Genomic DNA, 22,614 nt, shown 5'->3' on the forward strand with positions numbered 1-22,614 from the left:
AACGACCCATCGACATCACCCCAAAGGACGGAGGCCGTTCAGGCGCAACGGAAGTCGCCTGAAACAACCTCATCCACAGGATTTGACAATATCTCATCGCGTGCCGCGGTAGGTCAGTCCGCCGACGTATCGACGATCCGGGACAGTAGGTCCGATAGTGCGGCTACCTGTTCTACGTCCAGGTTGCCGAAAACGGACTGGGTCGCGACGGTGGAGAGGAGCTTCGCCTCGGCCAGCTCCATGGCCGCGAACTACGAAGCCCAGCTGAACCGTTGGGAGACCTTCCATGACATCCGCACTGTCGCAGCTGTTCTCGCCTTTATCCTGCTGACCGCGGTCGAAATGGCGAACAGGGAAACGCGCGCGGGTGTCGCCGCACTCTCGTCCGAGCGGAATGTGCTGGAAAACGCCACGAACTGAATCGGTGCCGAGGCAGCCGACACGTCGATCACGGACTCGTCCTCGCGAACGAGGTCAGCTTCTGCGACGCATACCGGGGACGATACTGGCGATCAGGGCGAGCCCGCCCAGTGCGACGCCGATGCCGCCGAGCCAGCGGGCTGTCGTGTCCGAAGAGGCCGCGGTGGCCCGGGTACCGGAGTGGTCGGATCCTTTGGGAGCCAGTTCCAGTGTGGGGACCGGGCGTTCGGGTTCGGTGCCGTCGGCGTTGGGCGGCTGGTCCCACTTGACGACTTCGCCGTCGACATAGGTCTGGGTCGCAGGGAAGGTGACTTCGTCCTGGTCGGGTAGATCGTCGACGAGGACCTGGAATTGAGCGAAATTGCCCGGGCCGATGCCCGCGCCGGGGTCGGCGGTCCAGGTGACGGCGGTGATCTTGCCGCCGGAATCCTTGGTGACTGTGGATTTCCAGCCGGGAATCGCTTGGGTGTCGACAGCGAGCAAGGCGGGGAACTGGACGGTCAGTGCGGTGGTGGCGCTGTTGGTGTCGGATTCGTCGGGGACGCGGAAGGTGAGGACGGCGTCGCCTGTCCGGGTGGCGTCGGGTGCCGAGACTTCGACGTGTGCCGAGGCCGTGCCCGCACCGGCGAGCAGGGCGGCGGCGCTGATCGCGGCGGTCAGGACGCCGCGGGACAAAGGGGTGAGCGCCATGGCGGAATTCCGTTCGAGCTGAACCGGATCGGCGTCCGGTCCCGAGTGTCCCGCCCGGGCGGGACACTCGGGACACGAAATCACTTTCCGGCGTTGTCGAGGGTGTTCATCATCTGAATGAGGCTGACCACGGTCACCGGCACGCCGACGGCGAGGGTGCCGATGGCGGTGCCCAGGCCCGCACCGATACCCGCGCCCGCGATGCAGCCGCCGGGCGCGCCGACCAGGAACGCGGGCGGCATCAGTTCGGTGCCGACCACGGCACCGGCGACGCAGCCGCCGACGAGTCCGATTGCCGCGCCGACCATCCCGCCGATGGCGGTGGCCATGCCGATCTGGTTGGCCGCGACACCGATCGCGTCGTTGAGGTCGTCCTGGGAGAAGATCGGCTTCGCCTCGGGGGTGGGGGTGGCGGCGATGGCCTCGGCGGGGTTGGTGGACGGGGTGAGGGTGACGGTGCGGCCGTCGGCGTCGACCCGGGCGGCGATCGGCCAGTCCTTCTGGTCGAGGCGGTAGGTCAGCGGCATGCCGACGACGAGGTTGCCGGTACTGTCGAGAACCTCGAACTGGGTGCCGCGCACATTGATCCGGCCCGCGTCGGTGCGCAGCACGACGGAGTGGTCCACCACGTTGGCGGTGTAGTGGATGCCCGGGGCGACGTCGGTGCTGACGGTGGAGCCCGGCTTCTGCGCGGGAACGTCCGCAGCGGCCGTGCCGGTGGTGATGGCCAGGGCCGCGATGGCGAGGGCAGCGGTGGCGGTGAACTTGTTCAGGGTCTTCATCAGGGGGTGTCCTTCCTCGCGAAGCGTGGTTCGCGAGACGTAAAGCCAAAAAGGGCGTGAGGTTTTGCGGTGAGCGGACTACTGCTGCGGCGCAGCGGGATCGCCGACTGGGGCCACGGTGAAGGTGCGCTGCCCCTCGATGCGGTGGCCGTCCTTGGAGGTCACGGTGAAGTGGGTGGTGTACACCCCGGCCGGACCCTGCGGCACCAGGTCGATGGACAGGGTGCGGCCATCGACGTGGACGTCATCTGGAGACCAGGTGCCGCCGTCGGGTCCGGTCACCGATACGTCGGGGTCGTCGACCTTCTCGTTGAACGTCATGCTCACCTGCGGCGGTTCGACCGGCAGCACTTCGCCGTCGGCGGGTTCGGCGTGGGTGATGTGGGCGTGGGCGTCGGCCACACCGGTGCTCAGCACCAGCAGTCCGGTCAATGCCGTGGCCGCCACGGTGAGTACCGAGCGCAGCCCTCGAGCGGGCAGCGCGAATTTCTTGCTCGACAAAGCAGGTCCTTTCCACCCGTGGACCGAACCGGTCCAGGGGCAGCACGAATTCGTCATCAGCGCAGCACGGAATAAACGCGCTCGAACGCCGCAATTACGGAAGTGTCATGCAGAAGTGAATTGCCGTACACGAGTGCGGGTGGAAATCTCACAACTCGGCACGACCAGTTGCGAGGCGGAACGAACGCACGTTTCGAGTCGAATCCTCCCGGCGTGGATGTGAAATCCCCGCGGCATCCGATCGTCACAGCGAATGAGCCGGGTCTCGGTCTTGATCGCGTTGATCTTCTGCCGCGCGCGGCCCGGTGGCATTGATCAAAAGCCCTGCGGCGACTCTCGGCCGTCCGCATCATCAGGTGGAAAGTGTGGCGGGGGGAGTCGCCGGCAGGGCACTGGTAATGCCGGCACCGGTGGGGCGGAAGAAGCCGGTGAACGTGCCGTAGTCTCCGAGCCCGGAATCGGGGGGATTCTCGGCATCGGGCAGCGGCATCGTGGTCTTGTTCATGATGATCTTTCGAATACCGTTCTCCACGACCACCAATGCCGTGCGGTTACCCCACTGCGCCACATCACCGGTGCTGAGTTTCGTGTCTTGACCGTGAGAGAGCTGGGCGGGCTCGTCCACCTGCACCCACGGGTTGCTCGGTGTGTTTTCGCCCGGCGTCCCGGTGTACGCCTCGCGGGCGTCACTGCCGTTGGGGTTGTTTCGTTCACGGGTCACCGCATCGTGTACGACCGAGGTCACCTGCTGGGTCGCGCCGTCTATCGAAAGGGGAACCATCGAACTCGGTCCGGTTACCGCGGGCGGCGTCTTGGGATCGCCGATAGCGGTGACGGCGGGAGCAGGAGTGGTGCTTGCCGGGGTGGTCACCGTCGCAGGTTGAGCGGTCGTGGGCTGCCCCGGGTACTGGTTTTGCCGGTAGTTGGGCCCGGTATTGCCGTAGGGACTGCCGTAACCGTTGCGGCTCTGACCTAACGCGCTCGACAGCAACGCCATGTCAAGCAAGTTGTTATTCATGGGATTCGAGGTCTGTGAAGTCCCGCCGCCCGTGTTCACCGCGGGCGAGGCGTTGGCCGAGTTGTGGCCGATCCCTGTCTGATCACCGGTGGTCGTGGGGTAGGCGGAGCTGACCGCACCGGTGCCGTCGGTCGACTGAACGCCGGACGTGGCGCCGGCGGCGGTCGTACCCGCGTCGGCGGTTGCGCCGGCGTTCTGATCACCAGTGACCGGTGTGAGGCCGTCCATAATGGTGGACACTGTCGTTCCGGCCTGGCCTGGCGTTCCGGCGCCGGGACCGGGTTTGGCGGCGCCGGGACCGGGTTTGGCGGCGCCAGGATCGGGAGTGGCGGCGCCGGGACCGGGTTTGGCGGCGCCGGGACCGGGTTTGGCGGCGCCGGGACCGGGAGTGGCGGCGCCAGGACCGGGAGTGTCGGTGCCGGCGCGGGGTTTTCCGGCGCCAGGATCGGGTTTGCCGGCGCCAGGATCGGGTTGGGGGGGTGGTGGAGTCGCCTGGAATTTCTTGGCCGCCTCCGCGTATTTGGCATCCCAGTCGGCGGCGGCTTTTTCGAGCGGCCCGATGTAATAGAGTTGTTCGGCGTCGGGGGTCAGGACATATTCGTTGGAGTAGGGGTTCTTGGGGTCGATGACCCTCTGGTATACAGGGCCCTTCATGTACTGTACGGGGACCTGCATGTCATAGGTTGCACTGCCGCGCGGATTCTCCATGACCTGGTTGAAGTCGTGCCCTATAGTCAGCGGATCGTACTTCGGCTCGTACGCGAGTTGGTGGTTGATCCGGTCCAAGATCTCGGTCAGATCCTTGAACAGTTTGTCACCCGTCACCGCGGCGTCGTACGCCGTGTTCGCAAGTTCCGTGTGTGCCTGCACATAAGCATCTTGCCGTGCCGTCAGCTGCCTACTGAGGTCACTGTTCGCATCTCTGATTTTCGACCAGCCGGTCGCATCCGGAACCTTCAACCCGAATTGCTCCAGGCTGAAGTCGGGGTGAGCCTGAGGATTGCGGTGTCCGAGCGTTTTCATGTCCCACTTCATCACGAACTCGGTGTCCTGCAGCAGGCTGTCCAATTGTGGGCTGCGCCCCTTCGTCCTGTAGAGCTGGACATTTGCTAAATCCGGCTTCTTATCGTCGCCGGACGATGTCCAACCATAGCTGCCGAACTGTGGTCCAGCCGCTATATCATCGCAATAGGCATCGACGGCGTTGTTCTTGACCGCCGCGATAAGATCCTTGTACTTGGGGTCGTCAGCGAGTTGGGTTCCTTTCAGAGCATCGAGAAAATCTCCTCTGAAATCCTTCCAAGGACCATCATCCCAATTACTCGTGTGGGTGAGTTTTCTCCAGGCCTCTTTGAGGTCTGCTGGACTGCTCAGGGACGTCAGCCTCTGGAGGGCATCCTTGATCTGGGTGTTGGTGAATCCATAGCTACCTACATCGTAGAAATCTGGGGGACGCCAGCTTTTCAGGATGTGACTAACGGCGTCATTGACAGCAGCGTCGGCCATCAGGCGTTCCTCTGGCGGCTGGTTTCATCGAGGATCGCCGACGTCTGCAATACATCGGCTTCCTCGAGGCCGCTGGCTCCACCGAGCAAGTGATCGCGCCCACGCTCATGATCGGCGGCCATACCGAGGTTCTGGTGGTGCAGACTGGTGTGGCCTTCGACCAGGTAGGCATGGACGGGCGCCTGGATCGTTCCGTTGCGTGTAATGTACTCATCGAGATAGGCATGCGGAATTCTGGCTTTCCGGTTGTCTGCCGCGGCTGCATCTCGATACGAAGCGATGCTGCGAAACTCATCCGGCTGGGCGTCTAGATTATCCGACATTTTCGTCTGCTTTCTTCTGTCGGCTGCTCGCCGGATCGGGGTGTAATTCCCATACGACCTCCTCGAGCGGGCGAGGCAAGCGGGCCGGGTCGCTCATTGCGAGGGTGTATTGCCGCTTGGCGTCCTCGGTGCTTTCGGCGATGGCCGCCATGATCTCCGCGGCCAGTTCCCGGTTGTCGAATCGATCGCAGGTTCCGGGCGCCAGGTACAGGTCGCGAAGTCGTCCGCGCACATCGACCTCGGGAATGACCAGGCCACTCGGGGATGGACGGCGTGCCACGATCGCATCGGCCCGTTCCCGCATGTCGGCGATGCGATGCCGCAATTCCCGCCTCATGCTGAATCCGGCCTGCACGTCGGGATGGAGCTCTCTCATCGGTCCTCACTCGTCGGTGGCCGGCTCGGACAGACGCGTTCTGTTGCGAGAAGGAAGGTCGCGACGGTGGGCCGGCTGATCAGCCCCGACATCATTTCGCTACCGCCGTCGACGCCGGCCGTCCCCGCGGAACTGTTGTGCTGTCCATCGCCCGAGCCGCCCGGTCCTGCCCTCTGCCGGTGGTCGGCGGTTGCCTGAGTGACCCTCGCGTACACCGTGTCCACTGACCGCTCGACCACCTGGATAACGGCTGATTCCTGACCTGCAGCAACCACTGCGGACAGCCGGGTGTTCAGGTCGGCGACGCTGTGATGGATCCGGGGTTACCGTGGTGGAGTGGGGTGGATCTGGAAAGAACGGATCCGGAGTTATCGCCCCATCCACCATCATGTCCCTCGGCACCGCCTTCCGTTTGATCTGGCCTTCATTGTCGGCTGTTCCCGTTGCTGGGAACGGGGTGGTGCGCGCTTTCGGGCATAGTTGATCCGGCGATCTCGGTGCCGTGGGTTCGAGTGCGGAGTGGCCGGCGTCGAGCAGGTGGATCTCGGCGTTGGGCAGGTCGCGGGCGCTTGCTCGCGCGCCGTCGGCGCCGAAGATCTCTTTGTTGCTCGGTCGATCCAGGCGGGACTGGTCCAGAATCCAGGCGTCCGGGCTGACGTGGACCCGATTACACGCTGCAGGGCCACCAACCCATTGCCGCTATGCCGGGACGACGACATCCCAGGACAACCGACCGAAACGCTTGACACAGAACGACTTACGCTGATGAGCGGACTTATTGCCACCAATGGGAATAGCTCAGACTGGAAGCCCCTGACGCTTACGATCGCTCAGCGATGTTCTGTGGATCTTCGCGGCGGGGGACTTTGTCGACCGGATCGGATTACCCCCTCGATCCTGACGTCGCACGTCTTGATCGCACAATCATATGGAAGAGGTTTGCAGTGCCCGATACTGGTTCAGCCGGCCCGCTCGACCTGGCTAATTTCTTGTCCTTCGTCGGTTCTGCGGTCGGCCTGGGAAGCTCGCTGCTGAGTTTCGCTCTCTGATCGAAAGCAAAATGCCAAGGGCGGCAGGAAGGCCGGGTGATATCCGTGTCCCTCGCGACCATCGGGGGATTCTCATCGCTGGAAAGTTGCCGTTGGGCCGCTAATGTGCCGCACATCCGATCGAGGGGTCCTTCATGAATCCTGGTCTGGCACTTCTGAAGTCGCTCATGCCGCCACCGCCGCTGCCGCCGGTTGTGGCGCCGCCGTGGTCGGCGATCCAGCAGGCGATGCACCTCGCGCTTCCCGCCGATTATCGCGAATTCATCGATTGTTATGGGGACGGGGAGATCAACCACCTGCTCTCCGTGTTCTTCCCGGCGCGTCAACGTGGGCCCCGACCCACCCTGACGGTTCTGCTCGACAACACCCGGTCGCTCCGAGAGAGTGGATTCTTCGACGATCTCGATGCCGCCTGCCCGAATCCGGATGCGGAGCGGCTGACATCGGACAATCTTCTGCTGTGGGGGCAGACATTCAACGGTTGTCTGCTCTTCTGGGCCACCGACGGCGAGGACCCGGACACCTGGCCCGTCCGCGTTCACTTCCAGGACAACGGCTCCCGCGATCATTGGGTTGAATTCGACGGTGGCATGGTCGATTTTCTGGTCAGCCTCGGTGATGGCGGTTCCTCCCAGACGAGCCGGTTGATCGGCGATCCGCGCGGCGCCATGCGATGGAGCAGGCTGCGGGATTGGAAGTACGACTACGGCCGGCCACCCGCCGCCGTATTCGATGACCGCGTTCGCCTCGACAGCGACTGGTCGGTCGAGGGACGTCGCGCGTCCCACGGTTCGGTGATCCCCTTGCGCAAATACGGTCAACACGGTGGCGATCAAGCCCACTGGTGGCGAACCGGACAGGCACGACCTCTCATCGAACTCGATGAGACAGGTACCTCGATCCGGCTCAGCGGGGGCAGCCAACCTCCCGGCATCGCCTACTCGCTGTACGGCACCGCCGACCTCTCGGCCGCCGGTGAGCTGGAAACCATCGGGGTACAGCTACTTTGCGATGGCTATGCCATCGATACGGCGTTGGTCGAAATCGGCCGCCCACGGCAAGCCGAACTGGCGGCCGAGGTCTGTGTGCCCGCGGAGGGGCCCGGGTCCTCGATCCAGCTTCGAGTCGTCGCGCGCGGCCGGGATGACATTGTTATCGTCAACCGCGTCCATTTACAGGCGAAAGGCACGCTGGGGGACTGAAGTCCGCGGCGTGACATGTTCCTTCACTGGTCGTCTGTGGCCGCTGGCGACATCGTCGACCCGCACGCCCTCGATCCGCGGTTTCGGCTGTGGCTGGCAGTGCGACCCAACCGGTGCCCGGCTGGCCGTGCGCACCATCGGCCGGTACTGCCAGCGCGTCGTGCTCTACCCGGAATAGCTGCACACCAGCCCGTTCCGCGATGCCCTGGTCTCGCCGGAAGGGCGCGACGCCGCGCTTGGAGGCGTATCGGACGCCTCTGCCGGCCACGCGGAGGGCCACCACTGGAACGTCACGCTGGCGGCGGTCACCGCCTACTACGTGTGGCTCGAACGCGCCGAACCGATTGAGTCCGCACGGATCTCGGCGTACACCCTGGTCTGCGAGAACGGCCCGCAACGCACGCGCCGGCTGTCGGTGAGCCAAATCGAGGACATCGTCGCCGACGGTGAAATCATCGACAACCGGCCGGTCGCGGAAGTCGAGGCATATTGGCCTAGGTTCCCGCCCGGCGGTGCCCGGCCTATCGGCGGGCGGCGTTGGTGTGAGGGAGGCAACGCCGGAACATCCTGCCGCGCTTCGGGATCGGCCGAACTTGACCCTCTATGTCGAGGGGCGGCGTGGTTGTCCGATCGGACCGTCAGAGGTCGAACCTGACGGCGAGCACCATCTTGATGAAGTCGAGCATCTCAGTGGTCACCGTGCCGTCGTAGGTCCCGGCCTCCAGTACCGCTCGCACGCAGGGAATGAACCGGTGCACCGCGAGTACACGGCCCTCGTCCCAGCCCACCGAGAAGATCCGCAGATCCGCAGGCATCTCGCGGGCGTCGACCACCGGCACGGCCAGCGCCACGTCGCGGTGGCGCAGCAGCGCCTGACCGTCGACGATCACCACTGTCAGATAGCCGTCACCGGCGGCGAGGGTATAGATGTCACCTTGGCGCAGCTCCCTCACAGGGGCATGCCCATGCCGATGCGCGCCAGGTCGGCATCGCTGTACTTCGGCGGGTTGTCCTGCTCGTGCGCGGCAATGCGCCGCAACTCCTTGTCCGCGAGCCGCTGGAGAACGGCCCGGTTGATCTCGGCACTGACGTTGCCCCCCGCGCTCTCGCGCAGAGCCTCAGCGGTCGCATCCGGGAGGCTGATGTTCAGTTTCGCCATGTCACCACGGTAAAGTATGACGCTTTACCGTGGCAACTGAACGCCGTGACCCAGGGCCGTCAGAATCCCATCTCGAAGACGTAACCGAACACGTTCAGCCAGCGCGGCGCGGCGAACACACCCGCGGTCATCCGAATCCAGTGTGGCCGCCGACTGCCCCGGACCGGAAACACCCGAATGAGACCGCCTAGTACTCCAGTCGGACTTCGTGATCATGGTGTGAGTCGGGATCGTCGCTGGTAGTGGCTGTGGCGGGCGCGGTATTGGTGTCGACGTCGCCAGAGCGACCAGTCGAGTCGGTGGGCGACGGTGCGGTCGGACATGTGCGCCAGGGTGGCCAACAGATGACGGATTTCATTGCGGGTCAAGGCAATCAGTTCGGTCGATGATTCTGTGGTGTGGTCGGTGATGGCGAGGACGGTGAGGAAGGCGTGGGCGAGCATGGCCAGCAGGGTCCAGCGGTGCCAGGACCGCCAGCCTCGGACTTGATGCTGATCGAGCCCGGTCAGGGTCTTGGCGGTCTGGAAATTCTCCTCCGTGGACCAGCGGCGGCCGACCACTTTCACCAGCCGGGTCAAGGTGACCGGGACCAGCGACCAGCAGCGGTAATAGGCCAGTTCCCCGCTGCGTTGATTGCGGCGGATCATCAGCCATCGATGCCCGGGCACGGCCTTGTCGTCATCGGCGGTGATCTCGATCCAGGCCCAGTCATAGACGCGAGGCCCTTTGGCGCCGTCACCGGCCGTCAGCGGCTGCCATGCCCGCTTGGGCAGTGCACCGGCGAGGACGTCGGCGCGGACGCGACCGGTCGCGGTCGTGACGCGATGGTCACAGCTGACCGCGAGAACATAACCGGTGCCACGGGATTCGAGTGCAGCGCGCAGCTTCGGGTCGCCGCCGTAGACCTCATCGCCGGTCACCCAGGGGGCGGGCACACCGGCGTCGAGTGCATCGACGATCAATCGTTTCGCCAGAGCGGGTTTGGTGGCGAAACCCACGTCGGCGGGCACACCGGCCCGCTCACAGCGGTCCGGGTCGCCCGTCCACGACTTCGGTAGATAGAGCGCGCGGTCGACGAACGCGTGCCCAGCGCGGGTGGCATATGTGAGATACACCGCGACCTGGCTGTTTTCGATTCTGCCCGCCGTGCCGGTGTACTGGCGTTGCACCCCGACGGTCTGCACGCCTTTCTTGATGTCGCCGGTCTCGTCCACCACAAGCGTCGCATCGACCTCACCCAAATGCTCGATCACGTAGGCGCGCAGGTCATCTCGCAGCCCGTCCTCATCGACGACCGCCGCCGACAGCAGATGCTGCATCGCATCCGGCGACCGATCACCGCAATGCTCTGCCAATGTCCAGCAGTTCTTGGCCGGCAGCTCCGACATCATCGCGGTCAGCATCCTTGCCGCGGTCCGGCGAGTCTCCACCCGCACGAACCGCGCCCCGATCCTGCCGGTCAGTTCGTCGAACTGTTGCCGCCACCGCAGGACGGCTACGCTGTCGGGCGCGGCCACCGCCAATTCAGTTGTGTCCCACACAAACACAACATGACCACGCGGTGGCCGCGCCACTTCCAGCGCCCCGAACAGCAGCAGCATCGATCACGAAGTCCGGCTGGAGTACTAACCCAACGATGTTGCGCTTCATGGGAGTTTCCTCTCCGTGACCGGACGCCGATAGGTGATCCTGTCGAATTCGAGCCCGAACTCGTCCACCGCGGTCACGTCCATCTCGCTGACGAAAAGGCCCGGACGCACATCTACCCGAATGAACGAATACCGACGGAACCGGACACGCGACCAGGCAATATCGGTCTCGCCCTGATCCTCACCGTCGCTGGTCCACAACGTGGCCTTGGCGACGGTGGTGTCGGACAACTCGTTGCCGCGGTAGCTCTCATCGGCCGGAAACGTTGCGTGGATCGCACCGCCGCCACCTACGACGTAGTAGACCGTGCCGTCGGTTTCGGGGTAGACGATCGAGTTGTCCGGCGCGGCCTTGGTCGGCCGGCCACCACGCATCGGATCGGTACGTTCGAAGTTGTGGTTGTGGCCCTGCAACACCAAATCGACGCGATACCGGTCGAACAGATCCGACCAGGCTGAGCGCACCCCGCCGTCACTGGCCGCACCGACGCCGGTCGCGTACGCGCATTCGTGGAAGAAACAAACGATGAAATCGATAGCGGGGTCCCCTCGATACGCGGCCAAGGTGTGCTCCACCCAGCTCGTCTGTGCCCCACCGGAATAGCCGAGGTTGGCGCGTACCTGCCAGCTCACCTCGTTCGCATCCAGCGACAGCACCGCCACATTGCCGTAGCGGAACGAATACACCGATGGGCAGCCGTCCGGCCCGTTGCCGGGCAGGTCCAGTCTCCTCGTCAGCCCGCCGTAGCCATGGGTGCCATAAATTGCTTCCATGTCGTGGTTGCCGGTGGTGAACATCCACGGCACGCGTGCAGCACTGGATTCGATGGCTTGGAAGTAGCTGTCCCATACGAACGGGTTGTAGGCGTCGACTGCCGGATTGTCGGTTCTGCCGCTCGGCGCGAACCAGTCTGGGCCACCGCCGTGTGAATTGTCCGCGTAGCAGATGTCTCCGGCCAGGATGTGGAAGTCGGGGTTGGAGGCGACGATCTGACGCTGGATGTTCTCGGCGTTGCGGGCATCGGGTGCATCACCGTCGCTGTGGCTGTTGCGATAGGCGCCGGGACGCATGCCGGTCGGCTCTGCGGGAGTGTCGTCGATTCCCTGATCCCCCATCATGGTGAATCGGAACGGCAGTAGCGCGAGGCGTGCACTCGGCATCGCAGTGTGGGCCGCCACGACGTCGGTGGTGAATCCGTCGGAGGTGCGCCAGCGGTAGAAGTGCGGCAACCGTCCGGGCAGCCCGTCTACTCGGCCGTGGACGTAGAACTGCTCGGCAGCGAGCATCCCCCCATCGGTGCGGGGGATCTGCGTCAACAGGTTGCGCACCTCGGCCTCGGTGGTCGCGCCCAGGGCCGGAGTGGGGCCATGGTCGAGAAACACCTTGGCACCGAGAGGATTACGCGACAACTGCGCCGAGAACCTCAACTGACTGGCTGCATCCGGGCCGAATCCGACATGTCGGCCGCCGACCGCGAGCGGCGCGTCCGCAGCGTAGGCGACCCGACCGAAGAAACCGAGTCCGGCGACCATCGCCGCGGCCGCACCCCCCTGCAGGAACGACCGGCGGCTTACCCGATGCCGCTTACGGAATGCACGGTGCCAGTCGTACTGCTCGGCCATCGTCAGGTTCGCAGCCAGTCGCGAGGGAATGCCGGTGCGCGGCACCGCGCCGGGAGGATTCAGCACCCAAAACCTCAGTCGTCGTTAGTGATCCACGTGGGCTAGCCGAAAAGCTAGGTCCCGCCCGATATCTGGGCAAGTACGCGTTCCCGCCCGGGGGAAGATGATCTACAGCATCAACAACGATCTCGGACGCGTTCAGCGGCACAAGGAGTCGATGAATGCGGAAAATCCGGGATACTCGCTGCGGGCGTCCGCCACGATTTGTGCTGTCGACCGGTTCCGGCCCGGTGCGTGGCGCTCGGCGATGGCGCGGAATTCGTCGTTCGGCGCGGTGTCGATGGTCGGTTGACCGAAGGCCTCCGCTGGCCCCGAGCCGTTGGCGAAGATCCAGAGGAGGTCACCGAGGTCCCTCGCGATCATGCCGGTTTCGCCCTCGGAGCCGACATAGACGATGGGCTGGGCTGCGAGCGGCATATCGGGTCGGACCAGCCAGCAGCCCGCGTAATCGCCCGCTCCGGTGGACCCGAAGAAGCGGAATTCGGCACCGTCGACCTCGTCGTTGCCGGTCCAGAGGCGGAACCACCAGGCGGTGCGCTCGGGCGCTTCGAATTGCTCGTACGGTTCGAAGTCGCAGCCGGTGGATTCGTCGGTGTCCTCGTCCCAGTTCCATTCGAAACCGATGGCGAACACTTCGGCGAGGGCGGCAGGGAAGGTCAGATCTGCGGTATCGGGCACGGGGCCAGCTTATTCCGGGTCGGTAGAGAGACGTGATCTTGCCGGGTTTCGATTCCGATTACGGTGCAACGACTTTCAGCAGATCCCGGGTATCGCACCGGCTGGACGTCGCGATTCCTTCTCGCTGCCGGCGAATCATGCGGTGGCAGCTGGGACTCGCGGCTGGAGCCCGACGGGCGCGGCAGACTGAGATCGGAGACATCGATGGGCATTACGTTCGCGACCCAGAACCCGGGCGGGCGTGTGGCCGGCCTGCACCACTTCAATTACGAACCGTTGAGCAGACTAGCAGTCGCTCCCGTGGGCGGAGGCAAAGCCCCGGCCGGCGACTATCTCGTTTTCGGACGTGTTGTCATCGCTAACTTCGACGACGACTTTCAGGAGGCCGGACAAGCGTCTTTGATCGCCATTCAGGTGGATCAACTGGTCATCGAATCCTGAGCCGAGCTCGGCGACGTAATCGTTCTAGCTGGTGAGCAGCAGTCCTGCGGTGGCGGCGGTGGTCGCGACGATGGCCAGGACCAGCCCGGTCGGCACGAACCGGCGCATGGGGACCTTCACCTCGTGGGTCCGGCAGAACTCCAGGCACAGCAGGGTGGCGAGCGAGGCCCACGGCGTCACCACCGGGCCGATATTCGCGCCGATCAGCAAGGCCAGCAGCTGATTTCGCTCACCAGGGCCGATCACGGCCTCCCCGGCGGTGTACGCGGGCAGGTTGTTGACGATGTTCGACAGCGCCGCGCCCGCACCCACCGCGCGGAATACGCCCAGCCCACTGGTGTCTGTACCGATGAGCCGGTCCACCAGGTCGGACAGTCCGTACCGGGACAGCGTCGGCACTACAAGGAACAACCCGGATACGAAGACCAGTAGCTGCCAGGGAAACAGTGACCACCGCAACGCCGACCGGTCGTAGATCGCGAAGGCCACCAACGCGATTGCCGCCGCGACCGTGGCCGCGATCCCGATCCGATCTCCGACGAACGGGATAGCCACCACGAACAACACACACGCGCCCCCCGACGCGTACAACAACACCCGCTCCCGCAGATCCACCGGCCGTATCGGCTCCGGCACCACATACCGCTCGCCCCCGCGCTGCGATCGCCGCCAATACCACCACCACAGGCACGCCATGGTGATCAGAATCGAAAGCCCCTGCGGCAACCACATTCTCGCCGCGAACCCGGTCGCGCTCAACGCCACCCGATCAGCCGCCAGCAGATTCGTCAGATTCGACACCGGCAACAACAGACTTGCCGTATTCGCCAGCCACAACGTTGTCATGGCCAACGGCAGCGGTGGAATCCGCGCCGGCACCGCCAACGCGAGCATGACCGGCGTCAGCAACACGGCGGTGGTGTCGAGGTTCAGAACAGTCGTGGTGGTCGACGCGAACAACACGCAGAGCAGAAACAATCCGGCATAGTTTCCGTTGGCCACGATCGCCAGCCGATGCGCGATCACATCGAAAACCTTGGCCCGCCGGGCAAGGTTGGCCAGCACGATCACACTGCCCAGAAACAACAACAGCGGCGCAATCCGCCGCATGTTCACCGCCGCGTCGTGTGCAGGCAGCAATCCGGTTGCCACACACAGCAATCCGACCACCAACAAGCCGACTCGCACGGCGTCCAGAAGGCTCGGTCGCCATGCCCTGGACATCGCGGTCGTTCTTTCGAGCACGACGCGGGGTTCGGACACGACGTGATCCAAACAGATAGCAGACAGCGACGATGACTTGGGGCTTCTCAGCACTGGGCACGGGTGTTACCGGCAAGGTCGCCGATCCCCTCGAAGTCGGCCGGACAGATCCGAGAACCTGACTGGATGCGCGTCGTATTACGACTGCCGCCGACCGATACCGGATGGACCCGGTCCGCTGGTCGGTTGGACCCGGGTTTTCAGATGGTATCGGCCGACGGCATCGAACTGGGCGCCGCTGAAAGTGCCCACGGGCAGCCCAAGCGCCACCATTACCGGTGGAGAGGGACTGCGCGCGCCAACTTGGGCGTTGATCACGCCACGGGTGCCGTCAGTTACTTCACTACGAACCGATCCGCCGCATCAACCAGTATGGCAACCGAGTCCGAGCGGCGGCCCGAAGCGAACTATTGTCTCACGAGCCTGGGTGCGTGCGTATTTCGGTGCGATGGAAGTTGGTCAGGCAGGTGCCGAAGGGGCCCATGCCGTAGAGGGCGAGGCTGGTGAGTGTTCCCCTGAACAGGTGGGGTGGAGGCAGTCGATCCAGTGATACTTCGTGGGTGGGGTCGTTCGGTGCGGACTCTGTTACGTGCGGGTTGAAGCGGTTGCCGATCTCGTCGTAACCGGTTGCGCGCAGTTGTTGTACACGGTCCGGTTCCGCGGGGACCGCGCCGGTCAGCATGGCGGCGAGGGGTTCTCCGAAGGGGCCTTCGGGACGGACTCGGCCTTGGCGAAAGGGCTCGAAGGTGGTGACGATCGCGTCTTGTCCGGCTTGCCAAACGGGTGAATGCGCGAAGTAGATCTCAGGTGCACCGTGCGGGTTGTGTCCGTAGTGATGACCGACCGCGGGTATCGGGGCCATATCCGCCGCGACGTGGTCGAGCGCGTGTGCCAGCAGCGGAATCATTCCCCGCGGTGCCGAGAGCATGAAGATCGACACATGGGGTTCGGCCGATTCGGTGCCCCAGGGCACTCGCTCACCGAGGACGAACTCCGGGCGAATGGCGGATTCGCGCATCAAGGCCGCGAATTGCCTACTGCGCGCGATGGATTGGTCGCGCATCGCTGTCGGCAGCTCGAAAGCGATGTCGAAGGTGAGGAGTTCGTCGAGATTTCCCTCCAGCCACCGGTCCTGGATCGCGAGGGCTGGGGTCGGGATTCCGGGAGCGAATCCATGCAGCCCGGCGGCGTAGGCGCCGAGAGCGTGCCACAGGCATCGTGCCGATTCGGATATCGCGACGGTTCCTGCGGGAGCTGTTCGGCCGTTCGACGTGACGACCATCGACGGCCGATGGTAGGGGAGATCAGCGCCGACCAGGGCCCGAACCGAGGGTGCGTCGGCGGCCAGATTGTCGAGATAGTCGATGATATGGGCTTGCTGAATCGGCGATATGTGGTGCGAGCCCGCCACGGTTTGGAGCTGCGCCGAGAATCCCCTCGTCATCCTGGTCCCATGGTCGAAGTTGTATGGGGTTGATAGATCTGCCGCCCAGACATTTCGAACACTCTGTCGCACCATGCGAGGTCAATACCTGGCCATCAGGTAGGAGCCGACGATGATCAGGAAGCAGGCGAGCAGGCGCTGCCGGTTGATCTTTCGTCGCGGAAAGCCCATCACGCCGACATGATCCATCGCGGCCGCGAGGAACATCTGGCCGGCGATGATCAAGGCGTTGAAGGTGCTGACTCCTACGACAGATGCCACGGTGATCATCGCGAAGATCGCCGCTCCGCCGATGAGGCCGCCGAAGGGCGCCCACTTGGGCATGGCCGCAAGGTCGGACCGGCTGATTCGGGGCTTGTTCGGTGAAAAGAATAGTGAGGCAACAAGAATGACGCCGACACCGGTCAGTGCGACCGCATAGGATATGACACCGCACAGCCAGACGTTCCCCAGTGCCAGTTTCAGAGAATTCTGGCAACCGGCCTCCACCGATCGCAGCGCGCCGCCGAGCAGCATGAAGGCGAACACCATGGCCAGCGCCGGGCATGACAGCTTCCGGGGAGCTGTCTTGATCACGTCGACCATCATGAAATCCGCTCTGCGACAAGGGTATCTGCGCCACTGTCGCGGTCGGTGGCGGTATCTGAGGCCATGAGGACGACGGCCACGGTGATCAGTGCGGCGGCGACCAATCGCATCGGCGTCGCGTGGCGCACGGCGAATCCCATCAACCCGAGGTCGTCCATCACCAGGGCCACCAGCATCTCGCTCACGATGACGACGGCGTTGAATGTCGCGATACCGACGTGTTTCGCCACGGTGATCATGCCGACGACGGCGACGCCACCGATGAGCCCACCGAACGGCGCCCACCACGGCATGTGCTCGAAGTCCGCGAGCGTCGGCAGCGGTGCCGACGAGAACAGGCGAGATACCGCCAGGAATATCAGAAACCCCGATAGCGCAACGGCATACGACGCCACCGCGGAGATCCACACGTTCTTCACGTGGAGCATCTGCGTGTTCTGGCAGCCGACCTCGACCGAACGCAGGCCTCCTGCGGCGAGAATGAACAGAAATATTAACCCAAGACCGATTGCAGCCATGACGAGACTCCGCGTGAGCAGGATGGATGCCGGGGACGGTGATGTTCGAGGGCTACCGGCGCCCATCGATTCCCCAACGTGTGCTGTGTCACCTTAGTGACCTGCATAGCGTACCGTTATCTAACGGCACGGTCAATGAGGCGTACGACTCCCAGTGGTGGCATCAGTTCAGCGAATTCTTACGAAATGCGAAGGGCCCGAACAGATGAATCTCCGTTCGGGCCCATCGATGCACTCGGCCGTTAGGCGCACTGAATCTCGCGTCGTCCGGTCAAGATCGTCAGTTCGCTGATCGCTTCGAGGCACTCCGCGCGGTCGCGTGCCCGAGCCAGGTTCTCGCCCCACGTGGTGATGCCGTGGCCGGCGATGAACAGGACCGGAGGGGCGTCGGGGTGGTCGATCAGGTGCTTCTCGACCTCGGCGCCGATTCGCGCCACCTCGGCATGGTTGGGGAACATCGGGATCTCGATGGCATCGGGCCGTGTTCCACCCAGACCCTTGATCAGTTCGTAGCCTGAAAACTCTATGGAGCGAGTGTCATTCGTGTATCGGAAGATGGACAGAGCGGTGGCGTATGGCGGATGCACGTGCACCACCGCCGTACCCCGACCGGCGCGATAGATGGCGGTGTGGATGGCCGTCTCGGCTGAGGGAGACCGCGAATCGTCGGGGACCGGTCGCGAGTCGAGGACCTTGACGCGGACCATGTCGGTGGCGCTGAGCTCTCCCTTCGAGAGCCCGCTGACAGTGATGACCGCTGTATCGCCTTGGCGAACAGAGATATTGCCCGCGGTGCCCGGCATCCACCCGCGCGCATACAGATCGCGTGCGAGCGCCGCGATCTGTACGCCCGCAGCATGTGAACCGTCTGGGAGACAGGACATGTCGGGCCGTTCAGTCGATTCATCCAGGGTGATTCCGGCGGATGGTGTTGCGGTGAACGGGGTTTGATCCATGGGAGGCATCCCTCTCGATGCGGGTGCGCGCGGACAGCGCTGACGAGGTTGCGCCGCGGATCAACGGTATCGAAGGCGCCCGCGGATGTGACCGGGGGTTTGCCAGTGGTGGGAAGTCCGATCCGCACTTATGTCACACCGCGGGATGTGCTCGCGGGGTCAGCTGCCGAGGGTCCCTTTCGCGGACAGGTAGACGTGGCTGATGACGACGGATTCGGCGGGGGCGTTCGCGACTACTCGCAATTGGACCGCCGCGGCTGGCGTGCCGGCGGTAACCAGGACCTCTGTTTCGAGGCGCGCTGATCGCAGGTTCGATGCGTCGACCAGGGTGGAGGCGATGGGATGGCCGTCGCGAAGCAGTTCCAATCCAACGGTTCCCGGTGGCGCTTCGGATCCGAGTTCGGCCGTGACCTCGTAGGAGATGCCGGGATGCCGGCTGCCGCCGGATAGCCGGACCGTTGTGGATGACTGATCGAGTTCGATCAATCTGCGTTGGACACCATTCGGCCCCAGCGGGAGTTGCTCACCGCCGGACTGCCCGAGTTTCCGTAACGGTATGAGGGAGCCGTTGGAGGTGTGGCGTCCGTCGATAGGCCAGTGTCCCCGGGTCGGGACGAAGTCGTCGAACATCGCCGAGGGTGGGTGACCGTAGTCGTGTTCCCAGTCTCGCAGTCGGGTCCAGCGTGGTCCCCCGGAGCGGGGGCCGATCAACTCCGCGGCTGTCGCGAGCCTTCCGTCGATGCCTCCGACAATGAATTCGGCCATCCCGCCGTCGAAGTGGCGCCAGCAGTCCCGGACGCCGGTCCGCTGCAGGAACACCCAGGTTGTCCATTCGTCCGGGTCCTCGGTCGCGGTCGACCAGAAGAGCAGGTCCCCGGCAAGGGTCTGTCCCCACAGCAGTAGATCACTGGACTGATCGGAATTGCTGCTCGGGCAGGCGAATTCATCGAAGAAGCCATTGGCCCGCAACCCCGCTGTGTTATCGGCCAGAACCGTCAGCGAGCGACGGTACCCGCCGCGTCGAGCCGGGAAGAATACCGACAGCGTCGCATTGATCCGGCCGTCGCCGTAGAGGTCGATGAAATCACGATAGTCGGAGGGCAGCGCCAGCCCCATGGCGTGCTCGATCTCTGTCCAGGGCGGCGGGATCACCGGCGGCAGGGGAGGGGGTGGCATGAGCGAACTCAATTGCGTCACAGCCGAATGCACCACAACCCCTCTCGATCGGTTGTCCGGACCGTAGCAGTCGGCATCAATTTTTCCCGGCGATGGGAATCGGTCGCTTCCGCGAACCTGTTGATCGCGAGCGGTGCCGGGACGGTTCCCGCGATCAGCGGTAGCGCACAGACTGCAAACCAGACCGATCAGTTTGTCGCGATCCGCCCACAAACCGGCGCGTTCGGGCCCCCGATGCTGATCGCGACCTTAGTGAGCGTCCGAGAACTCTGTCAGCCCGCGGCTCGGGTGCTTCCCACGCTGGGCAATGGTGGTGCGTGGGTGCTGACATCGGGTGCTGTGTAGAGTCACGGCCCGTGGAACGGGACATGACCATGAATGTCGTTGTCTTCCAACTGAATGGCAGCGACGATGACCTCATCACCGGGGCGGCACCCGCTCAGGCCCTGGACTCCGTCCGGCAGGCATGGCGACAGGGCCAGCGGGAGCAGCAGATCCAGTCTTCCGATGTGACCAGGGTGCACAGCATTTGGCAGCCCTCCCGCCTGGACCAGGTTTTCCTGGCCGAGACCTTCCCCGAGGCCGGGCACACCTACCTCTTCGAGCGCCCCGAGGGTGACGATTGGACCGATGCCCTCGAGCACGCGCGGCGGGTGATGGCGGAGGCCGAGGGTGTCGACCTGCGGGAGAGGGGGCAGGAGACTATCGTGCGGGCCGAGCGGGATGGTGAATGGCTGCCCGTCCTGCACAGCACCTCCGCCCCGTTGCCGTTTTCTGCCTCCCTGCCGTTGGTGGAGGGCAAGCTGTACGTCGGGTTCGCCAAGGTTGCGACCATGCCCAACGGCCGGGTCGGCATGTCCCATCTGACGCGGAGCAGGTTCGAGGCCATGAGCGAGGAGGAGTTCCTGGAGCTGGCCGGAGAATTCTCCGACAACCTGTTGCGTGGGCTCACCTTCAAGGTTTTCCCGGATGAGGAGCTCGGGACCATGGCCACCATCGAGCGTGACGGTCCCTGTGCGGGATCGGCGATCATGCTCGACGATTTCCACGAGAAGGCCGCCAGTCAGGTCGGCGAAGACCGGCTGATCGTGGGACTGGTCAGCCCGGACCACATCTTTATCGCGGGCGCCGGCTCGGGCCGAGCCAAACAGATCAGGGAAGCTGTGCTCACCTCGCCGGACACGGGCTCCGACATGGTTCCGTGCCTGCTGCTGGTCGACGCTGACGGTATGGACATGATCGCCGAGCGCCCCCGGTAGGGGCGGGATCCCTTCTTGCGCACGCGAACTGGGATCAAGCACACGCATCCTTGCATTGCAGCAAAGATCACGACGTCAAAATTATTCGATACGAACATCTTCCGATCGGCGCCGCCGACATCCACCGGATATATGGTGCTGGGACTTCGAATACGATTGCAACCATCACGGTAAGGCTGCGACCAGCCACGCCGGCGAGTATCCGAACCACTGGCCCTTCGGCCGTCGACGGGTTTGCGTGCGCTGTCGTCATGAACGCTGCCGCCGGAGCCACCGGCCCCGCTGCTGGTTGGTTCGCTGCCTCGATCGCTCGGTTAGGGCCAGAGCAGCGCGAAGCCCTTGTCGTGCACCGGTGATCCGGTCGGTCGGCTCCTGGATTGTCAGACCGTCGGGGGTCAGTGAGATCCCATGGAACTTGCGTTCGGATCTGGTTTCGGTGGCGTCGTGGGAGGTATGGCGCAGCAGCCAGTCGGGCAGCGCGAGTTTGCAGGCGGTGCGGTAGGTCAGCCAGAACTGTGCAGGCAGCCAGCCTGTGGTGTAGGGCAAGTCGTATTTGTCGCACAAGGCGCGAACACGCTCGGCGATCTCGGGGTAGCGGTTACTGGGTAGGTCGGGGAAAAGGTGGTGCTCGATCTGGTAGCAGAGGTTGCCGCTCAGCAGTCCGAGCGTCGGGCCGGCGTGGAAGTTCGCCGAGCCCAGCAACTGCCGCAGGTACCAGTGGCCGGGGGTTTCGTCCTCGAGTTGTTCAGCGGTGAATTTCTCTGCGCCGTCGGGGAAGTGCCCGCACATGATCACCAGATAGGACCAGAGGTTTCGCAGCAGCAAGGCCAGTGCGTTGGCGGTGAGGGTGTGTCTGAACCTGCGTCCGCTCAGCGCGGGGAACAGCAGGAAGTCCTTGCAGACTTGGCGGGCGAGTTTGCGGGCGAACTCGGTATTCGGTTTCGACCGCAACTGACCGCGGGGAATGCCCAGAAGCTGTCGCTCGAGAGCCAGGTCGTGCACTGCGATGGCCAACTCGAACGATGCGGCCAGCAGCAGATTCGTCACCGGCTGCAACAAGTGGATCGGTCGCCACGGCTCGTCGCGGGTCATCCGCGAGACGACGAAACCCAGGTCCTCGTCTTTGCCATAGACATTGGTGTAGGTGTGGTGGATGTAGTTGTGTGCGCGCTTCCACTGCGCGGACGGTCCGATGAAATCCCACTCCCACTGGGTGGAATGGATTTCCGGGTCGTTCATCCAATCCCATTGACCGTGGCTGATGTTATGGCCGAGCTCCATCATCTCGATGACCTTCGCGGCTGCCAGGATCACGGTCCCCGCTATCCGTGCCACCCGGTAGCGCCCGCCGAACAGCAACAGCCGGGCGCTTACCTCGAGACCACGCTGGACCCGGATGACTCGCCGAATATAGTCGGCGTCCGATTGCCCGAGAGAATTCTCGATATCGGTGCGGATCTGGTCGAGCTCGTGTCCGAGCGCTTCGATGTCGTTCTCGCTCAGATGAGCGAATGCCCGGATGTCCGTGATGGCCACTGGTGCTGCTACCCGTCCTGCCGATCCGCGTGTGTGAAATCGTCCAGTGGCCACAGTGCAGGCATTGGTTCCGTCGTTGTGGTCCTGACAGGGCGGATCGGTTGTGTCACTGTCGATGTGGCGGTGGTCGGGCTCACCGATGCGTCTCCTGTCGACCACCCACCCACGAAAAATGGTGGGTGGGTACGGGTGTCAATGAGTGGAACCGGACGAACCTAGCGGTCAAGTCCCGGGGAGTGGTGTAGCTGGGGTGGTCACCGCGTGATCCGAAATATCGGTCAGGCGGTGAGTTCTGCTGGTGTGGTCTCCTCCTGTTCGTCGGTGGGTGTCAGCCCGCGGGAGCGGGCCAGGACGTCGAGGCCGAGGTAGCGTCGGCCTTCGATCCATTCGTCGTGTT

General features: G+C 64.1%; 22 protein-coding genes. 4 read left to right on the forward strand and 18 right to left on the reverse strand.

Annotated elements, in window-relative coordinates:
- The coding region (locus tag ACIRRA_RS43150) for a hypothetical protein (protein WP_402780971.1) at positions 1-420 on the forward strand (420 nt) is incomplete at its 5' end.
- Positions 421-474: 54 nt separating this feature from the next.
- On the opposite strand, the gene ACIRRA_RS43155 is transcribed toward ACIRRA_RS43150, so the two are convergent.
- From ACIRRA_RS43155 to ACIRRA_RS43180, 6 genes are all read right to left on the reverse strand, one after another.
- Positions 475-1,110: a YcnI family protein gene (locus ACIRRA_RS43155; RefSeq protein WP_402780973.1), complete on the reverse strand. Its 636-nt coding sequence runs from the start codon at positions 1,108-1,110 to the stop codon at positions 475-477.
- Between the two features lie 80 nt (positions 1,111-1,190).
- On the reverse strand, positions 1,191-1,892 hold the full coding sequence (locus ACIRRA_RS43160) for a hypothetical protein (RefSeq protein ID WP_402780976.1): 702 nt from the start codon (positions 1,890-1,892) through the stop codon (positions 1,191-1,193).
- A gap of 78 nt (positions 1,893-1,970) precedes the next feature.
- A complete protein-coding gene (locus tag ACIRRA_RS43165) occupies positions 1,971-2,393 on the reverse strand; it encodes a copper resistance protein CopC (protein ID WP_402780979.1) in 423 nt (140 codons plus the stop codon).
- A gap of 352 nt (positions 2,394-2,745) precedes the next feature.
- On the reverse strand, positions 2,746-4,917 hold the full coding sequence (locus ACIRRA_RS43170) for a hypothetical protein (protein ID WP_402780982.1): 2,172 nt from the start codon (positions 4,915-4,917) through the stop codon (positions 2,746-2,748).
- Positions 4,917-5,240: a hypothetical protein gene (locus ACIRRA_RS43175; RefSeq protein WP_402780985.1), complete on the reverse strand. Its 324-nt coding sequence runs from the start codon at positions 5,238-5,240 to the stop codon at positions 4,917-4,919. The genes ACIRRA_RS43170 and ACIRRA_RS43175 overlap by 1 nt, the downstream gene beginning before the upstream one ends.
- A complete protein-coding gene (locus ACIRRA_RS43180; protein ID WP_402780988.1) occupies positions 5,230-5,616 on the reverse strand; it encodes a hypothetical protein in 387 nt (128 codons plus the stop codon). The genes ACIRRA_RS43175 and ACIRRA_RS43180 overlap by 11 nt, the downstream gene beginning before the upstream one ends.
- Positions 5,617-6,799: 1,183 nt before the next feature.
- Between ACIRRA_RS43180 and ACIRRA_RS43185 the strand changes: the two genes are divergently transcribed.
- On the forward strand, positions 6,800-7,867 hold the full coding sequence (locus ACIRRA_RS43185; RefSeq protein ID WP_402780991.1) for a hypothetical protein: 1,068 nt from the start codon (positions 6,800-6,802) through the stop codon (positions 7,865-7,867).
- A 638-nt stretch (positions 7,868-8,505) separates the two neighbouring features.
- Here the strand turns inward: ACIRRA_RS43185 and ACIRRA_RS43190 are convergent.
- The 5 genes from ACIRRA_RS43190 to ACIRRA_RS43210 form a co-directional block, all read right to left on the reverse strand.
- Complete coding sequence (locus tag ACIRRA_RS43190; protein ID WP_402780994.1) at positions 8,506-8,820, reverse strand: hypothetical protein; 315 nt, start codon at positions 8,818-8,820, stop codon at positions 8,506-8,508.
- A complete protein-coding gene (locus ACIRRA_RS43195) occupies positions 8,817-9,026 on the reverse strand; it encodes a hypothetical protein (protein WP_402780997.1) in 210 nt (69 codons plus the stop codon). The genes ACIRRA_RS43190 and ACIRRA_RS43195 overlap by 4 nt, the downstream gene beginning before the upstream one ends.
- A 212-nt stretch (positions 9,027-9,238) precedes the next feature.
- Entirely contained in the window at positions 9,239-10,489 is a 1,251-nt protein-coding gene (locus ACIRRA_RS43200) for an IS701 family transposase (RefSeq protein ID WP_402781029.1), read from the reverse strand.
- Positions 10,490-10,672: 183 nt separating this feature from the next.
- A complete protein-coding gene (locus ACIRRA_RS43205) occupies positions 10,673-12,298 on the reverse strand; it encodes a metallophosphoesterase (RefSeq protein ID WP_402781032.1) in 1,626 nt (541 codons plus the stop codon).
- Positions 12,299-12,496: 198 nt separating this feature from the next.
- Positions 12,497-13,036 (reverse strand): hypothetical protein, encoded by a 540-nt coding sequence (locus ACIRRA_RS43210; RefSeq protein WP_402781000.1) that lies wholly within the window; start codon positions 13,034-13,036, stop codon positions 12,497-12,499.
- Between the two features lie 204 nt (positions 13,037-13,240).
- On the opposite strand from ACIRRA_RS43210, the gene ACIRRA_RS43215 reads away from it, so the two are divergent.
- Positions 13,241-13,477, forward strand: coding sequence for a hypothetical protein (locus tag ACIRRA_RS43215; RefSeq protein WP_402781003.1), 237 nt, complete (start codon positions 13,241-13,243; stop codon positions 13,475-13,477).
- 24 nt (positions 13,478-13,501) lie between these two features.
- Here ACIRRA_RS43215 and ACIRRA_RS43220 read toward each other — a convergent pair whose 3' ends face one another.
- The 6 genes from ACIRRA_RS43220 to ACIRRA_RS43245 all read right to left on the reverse strand — a co-directional run bounded on the left by ACIRRA_RS43220 (position 13,502) and on the right by ACIRRA_RS43245 (position 19,422).
- Positions 13,502-14,740, reverse strand: coding sequence for an SLC13 family permease (locus tag ACIRRA_RS43220; RefSeq protein WP_402781006.1), 1,239 nt, complete (start codon positions 14,738-14,740; stop codon positions 13,502-13,504).
- A gap of 415 nt (positions 14,741-15,155) precedes the next feature.
- Positions 15,156-16,184, reverse strand: a complete 1,029-nt coding sequence (locus ACIRRA_RS43225) for a hypothetical protein (protein WP_402781009.1) — start codon at positions 16,182-16,184, stop codon at positions 15,156-15,158.
- 81 nt (positions 16,185-16,265) lie between these two features.
- Complete coding sequence (locus tag ACIRRA_RS43230) at positions 16,266-16,772, reverse strand: DMT family transporter (RefSeq protein WP_402781012.1); 507 nt, start codon at positions 16,770-16,772, stop codon at positions 16,266-16,268.
- Positions 16,769-17,290 (reverse strand): DMT family transporter, encoded by a 522-nt coding sequence (locus ACIRRA_RS43235; RefSeq protein ID WP_402781015.1) that lies wholly within the window; start codon positions 17,288-17,290, stop codon positions 16,769-16,771. The genes ACIRRA_RS43230 and ACIRRA_RS43235 overlap by 4 nt, the downstream gene beginning before the upstream one ends.
- Positions 17,291-17,532: 242 nt before the next feature.
- Positions 17,533-18,246 carry a methylthioribulose 1-phosphate dehydratase gene (gene mtnB, locus ACIRRA_RS43240; RefSeq protein WP_402781017.1) on the reverse strand — a complete coding sequence of 238 codons (714 nt, stop codon included), beginning with the start codon at positions 18,244-18,246 and terminating at the stop codon, positions 17,533-17,535.
- A gap of 159 nt (positions 18,247-18,405) precedes the next feature.
- Positions 18,406-19,422 (reverse strand): hypothetical protein, encoded by a 1,017-nt coding sequence (locus tag ACIRRA_RS43245; RefSeq protein ID WP_402781020.1) that lies wholly within the window; start codon positions 19,420-19,422, stop codon positions 18,406-18,408.
- Between the two features lie 368 nt (positions 19,423-19,790).
- On the opposite strand from ACIRRA_RS43245, the gene ACIRRA_RS43250 reads away from it, so the two are divergent.
- A complete protein-coding gene (locus ACIRRA_RS43250; protein WP_402781023.1) occupies positions 19,791-20,681 on the forward strand; it encodes a hypothetical protein in 891 nt (296 codons plus the stop codon).
- A 249-nt stretch (positions 20,682-20,930) separates the two neighbouring features.
- Here the strand turns inward: ACIRRA_RS43250 and ACIRRA_RS43255 are convergent, their stop codons facing one another.
- On the reverse strand, positions 20,931-22,217 hold the full coding sequence (locus ACIRRA_RS43255) for a fatty acid desaturase family protein (protein ID WP_402781026.1): 1,287 nt from the start codon (positions 22,215-22,217) through the stop codon (positions 20,931-20,933).
- Positions 22,218-22,614 lie beyond the last annotated feature (397 nt).

Source organism: Nocardia sp. NPDC101769, assembly GCF_044766925.1.
Classification (GTDB): Bacteria; Actinomycetota; Actinomycetes; order Mycobacteriales; family Mycobacteriaceae; genus Nocardia.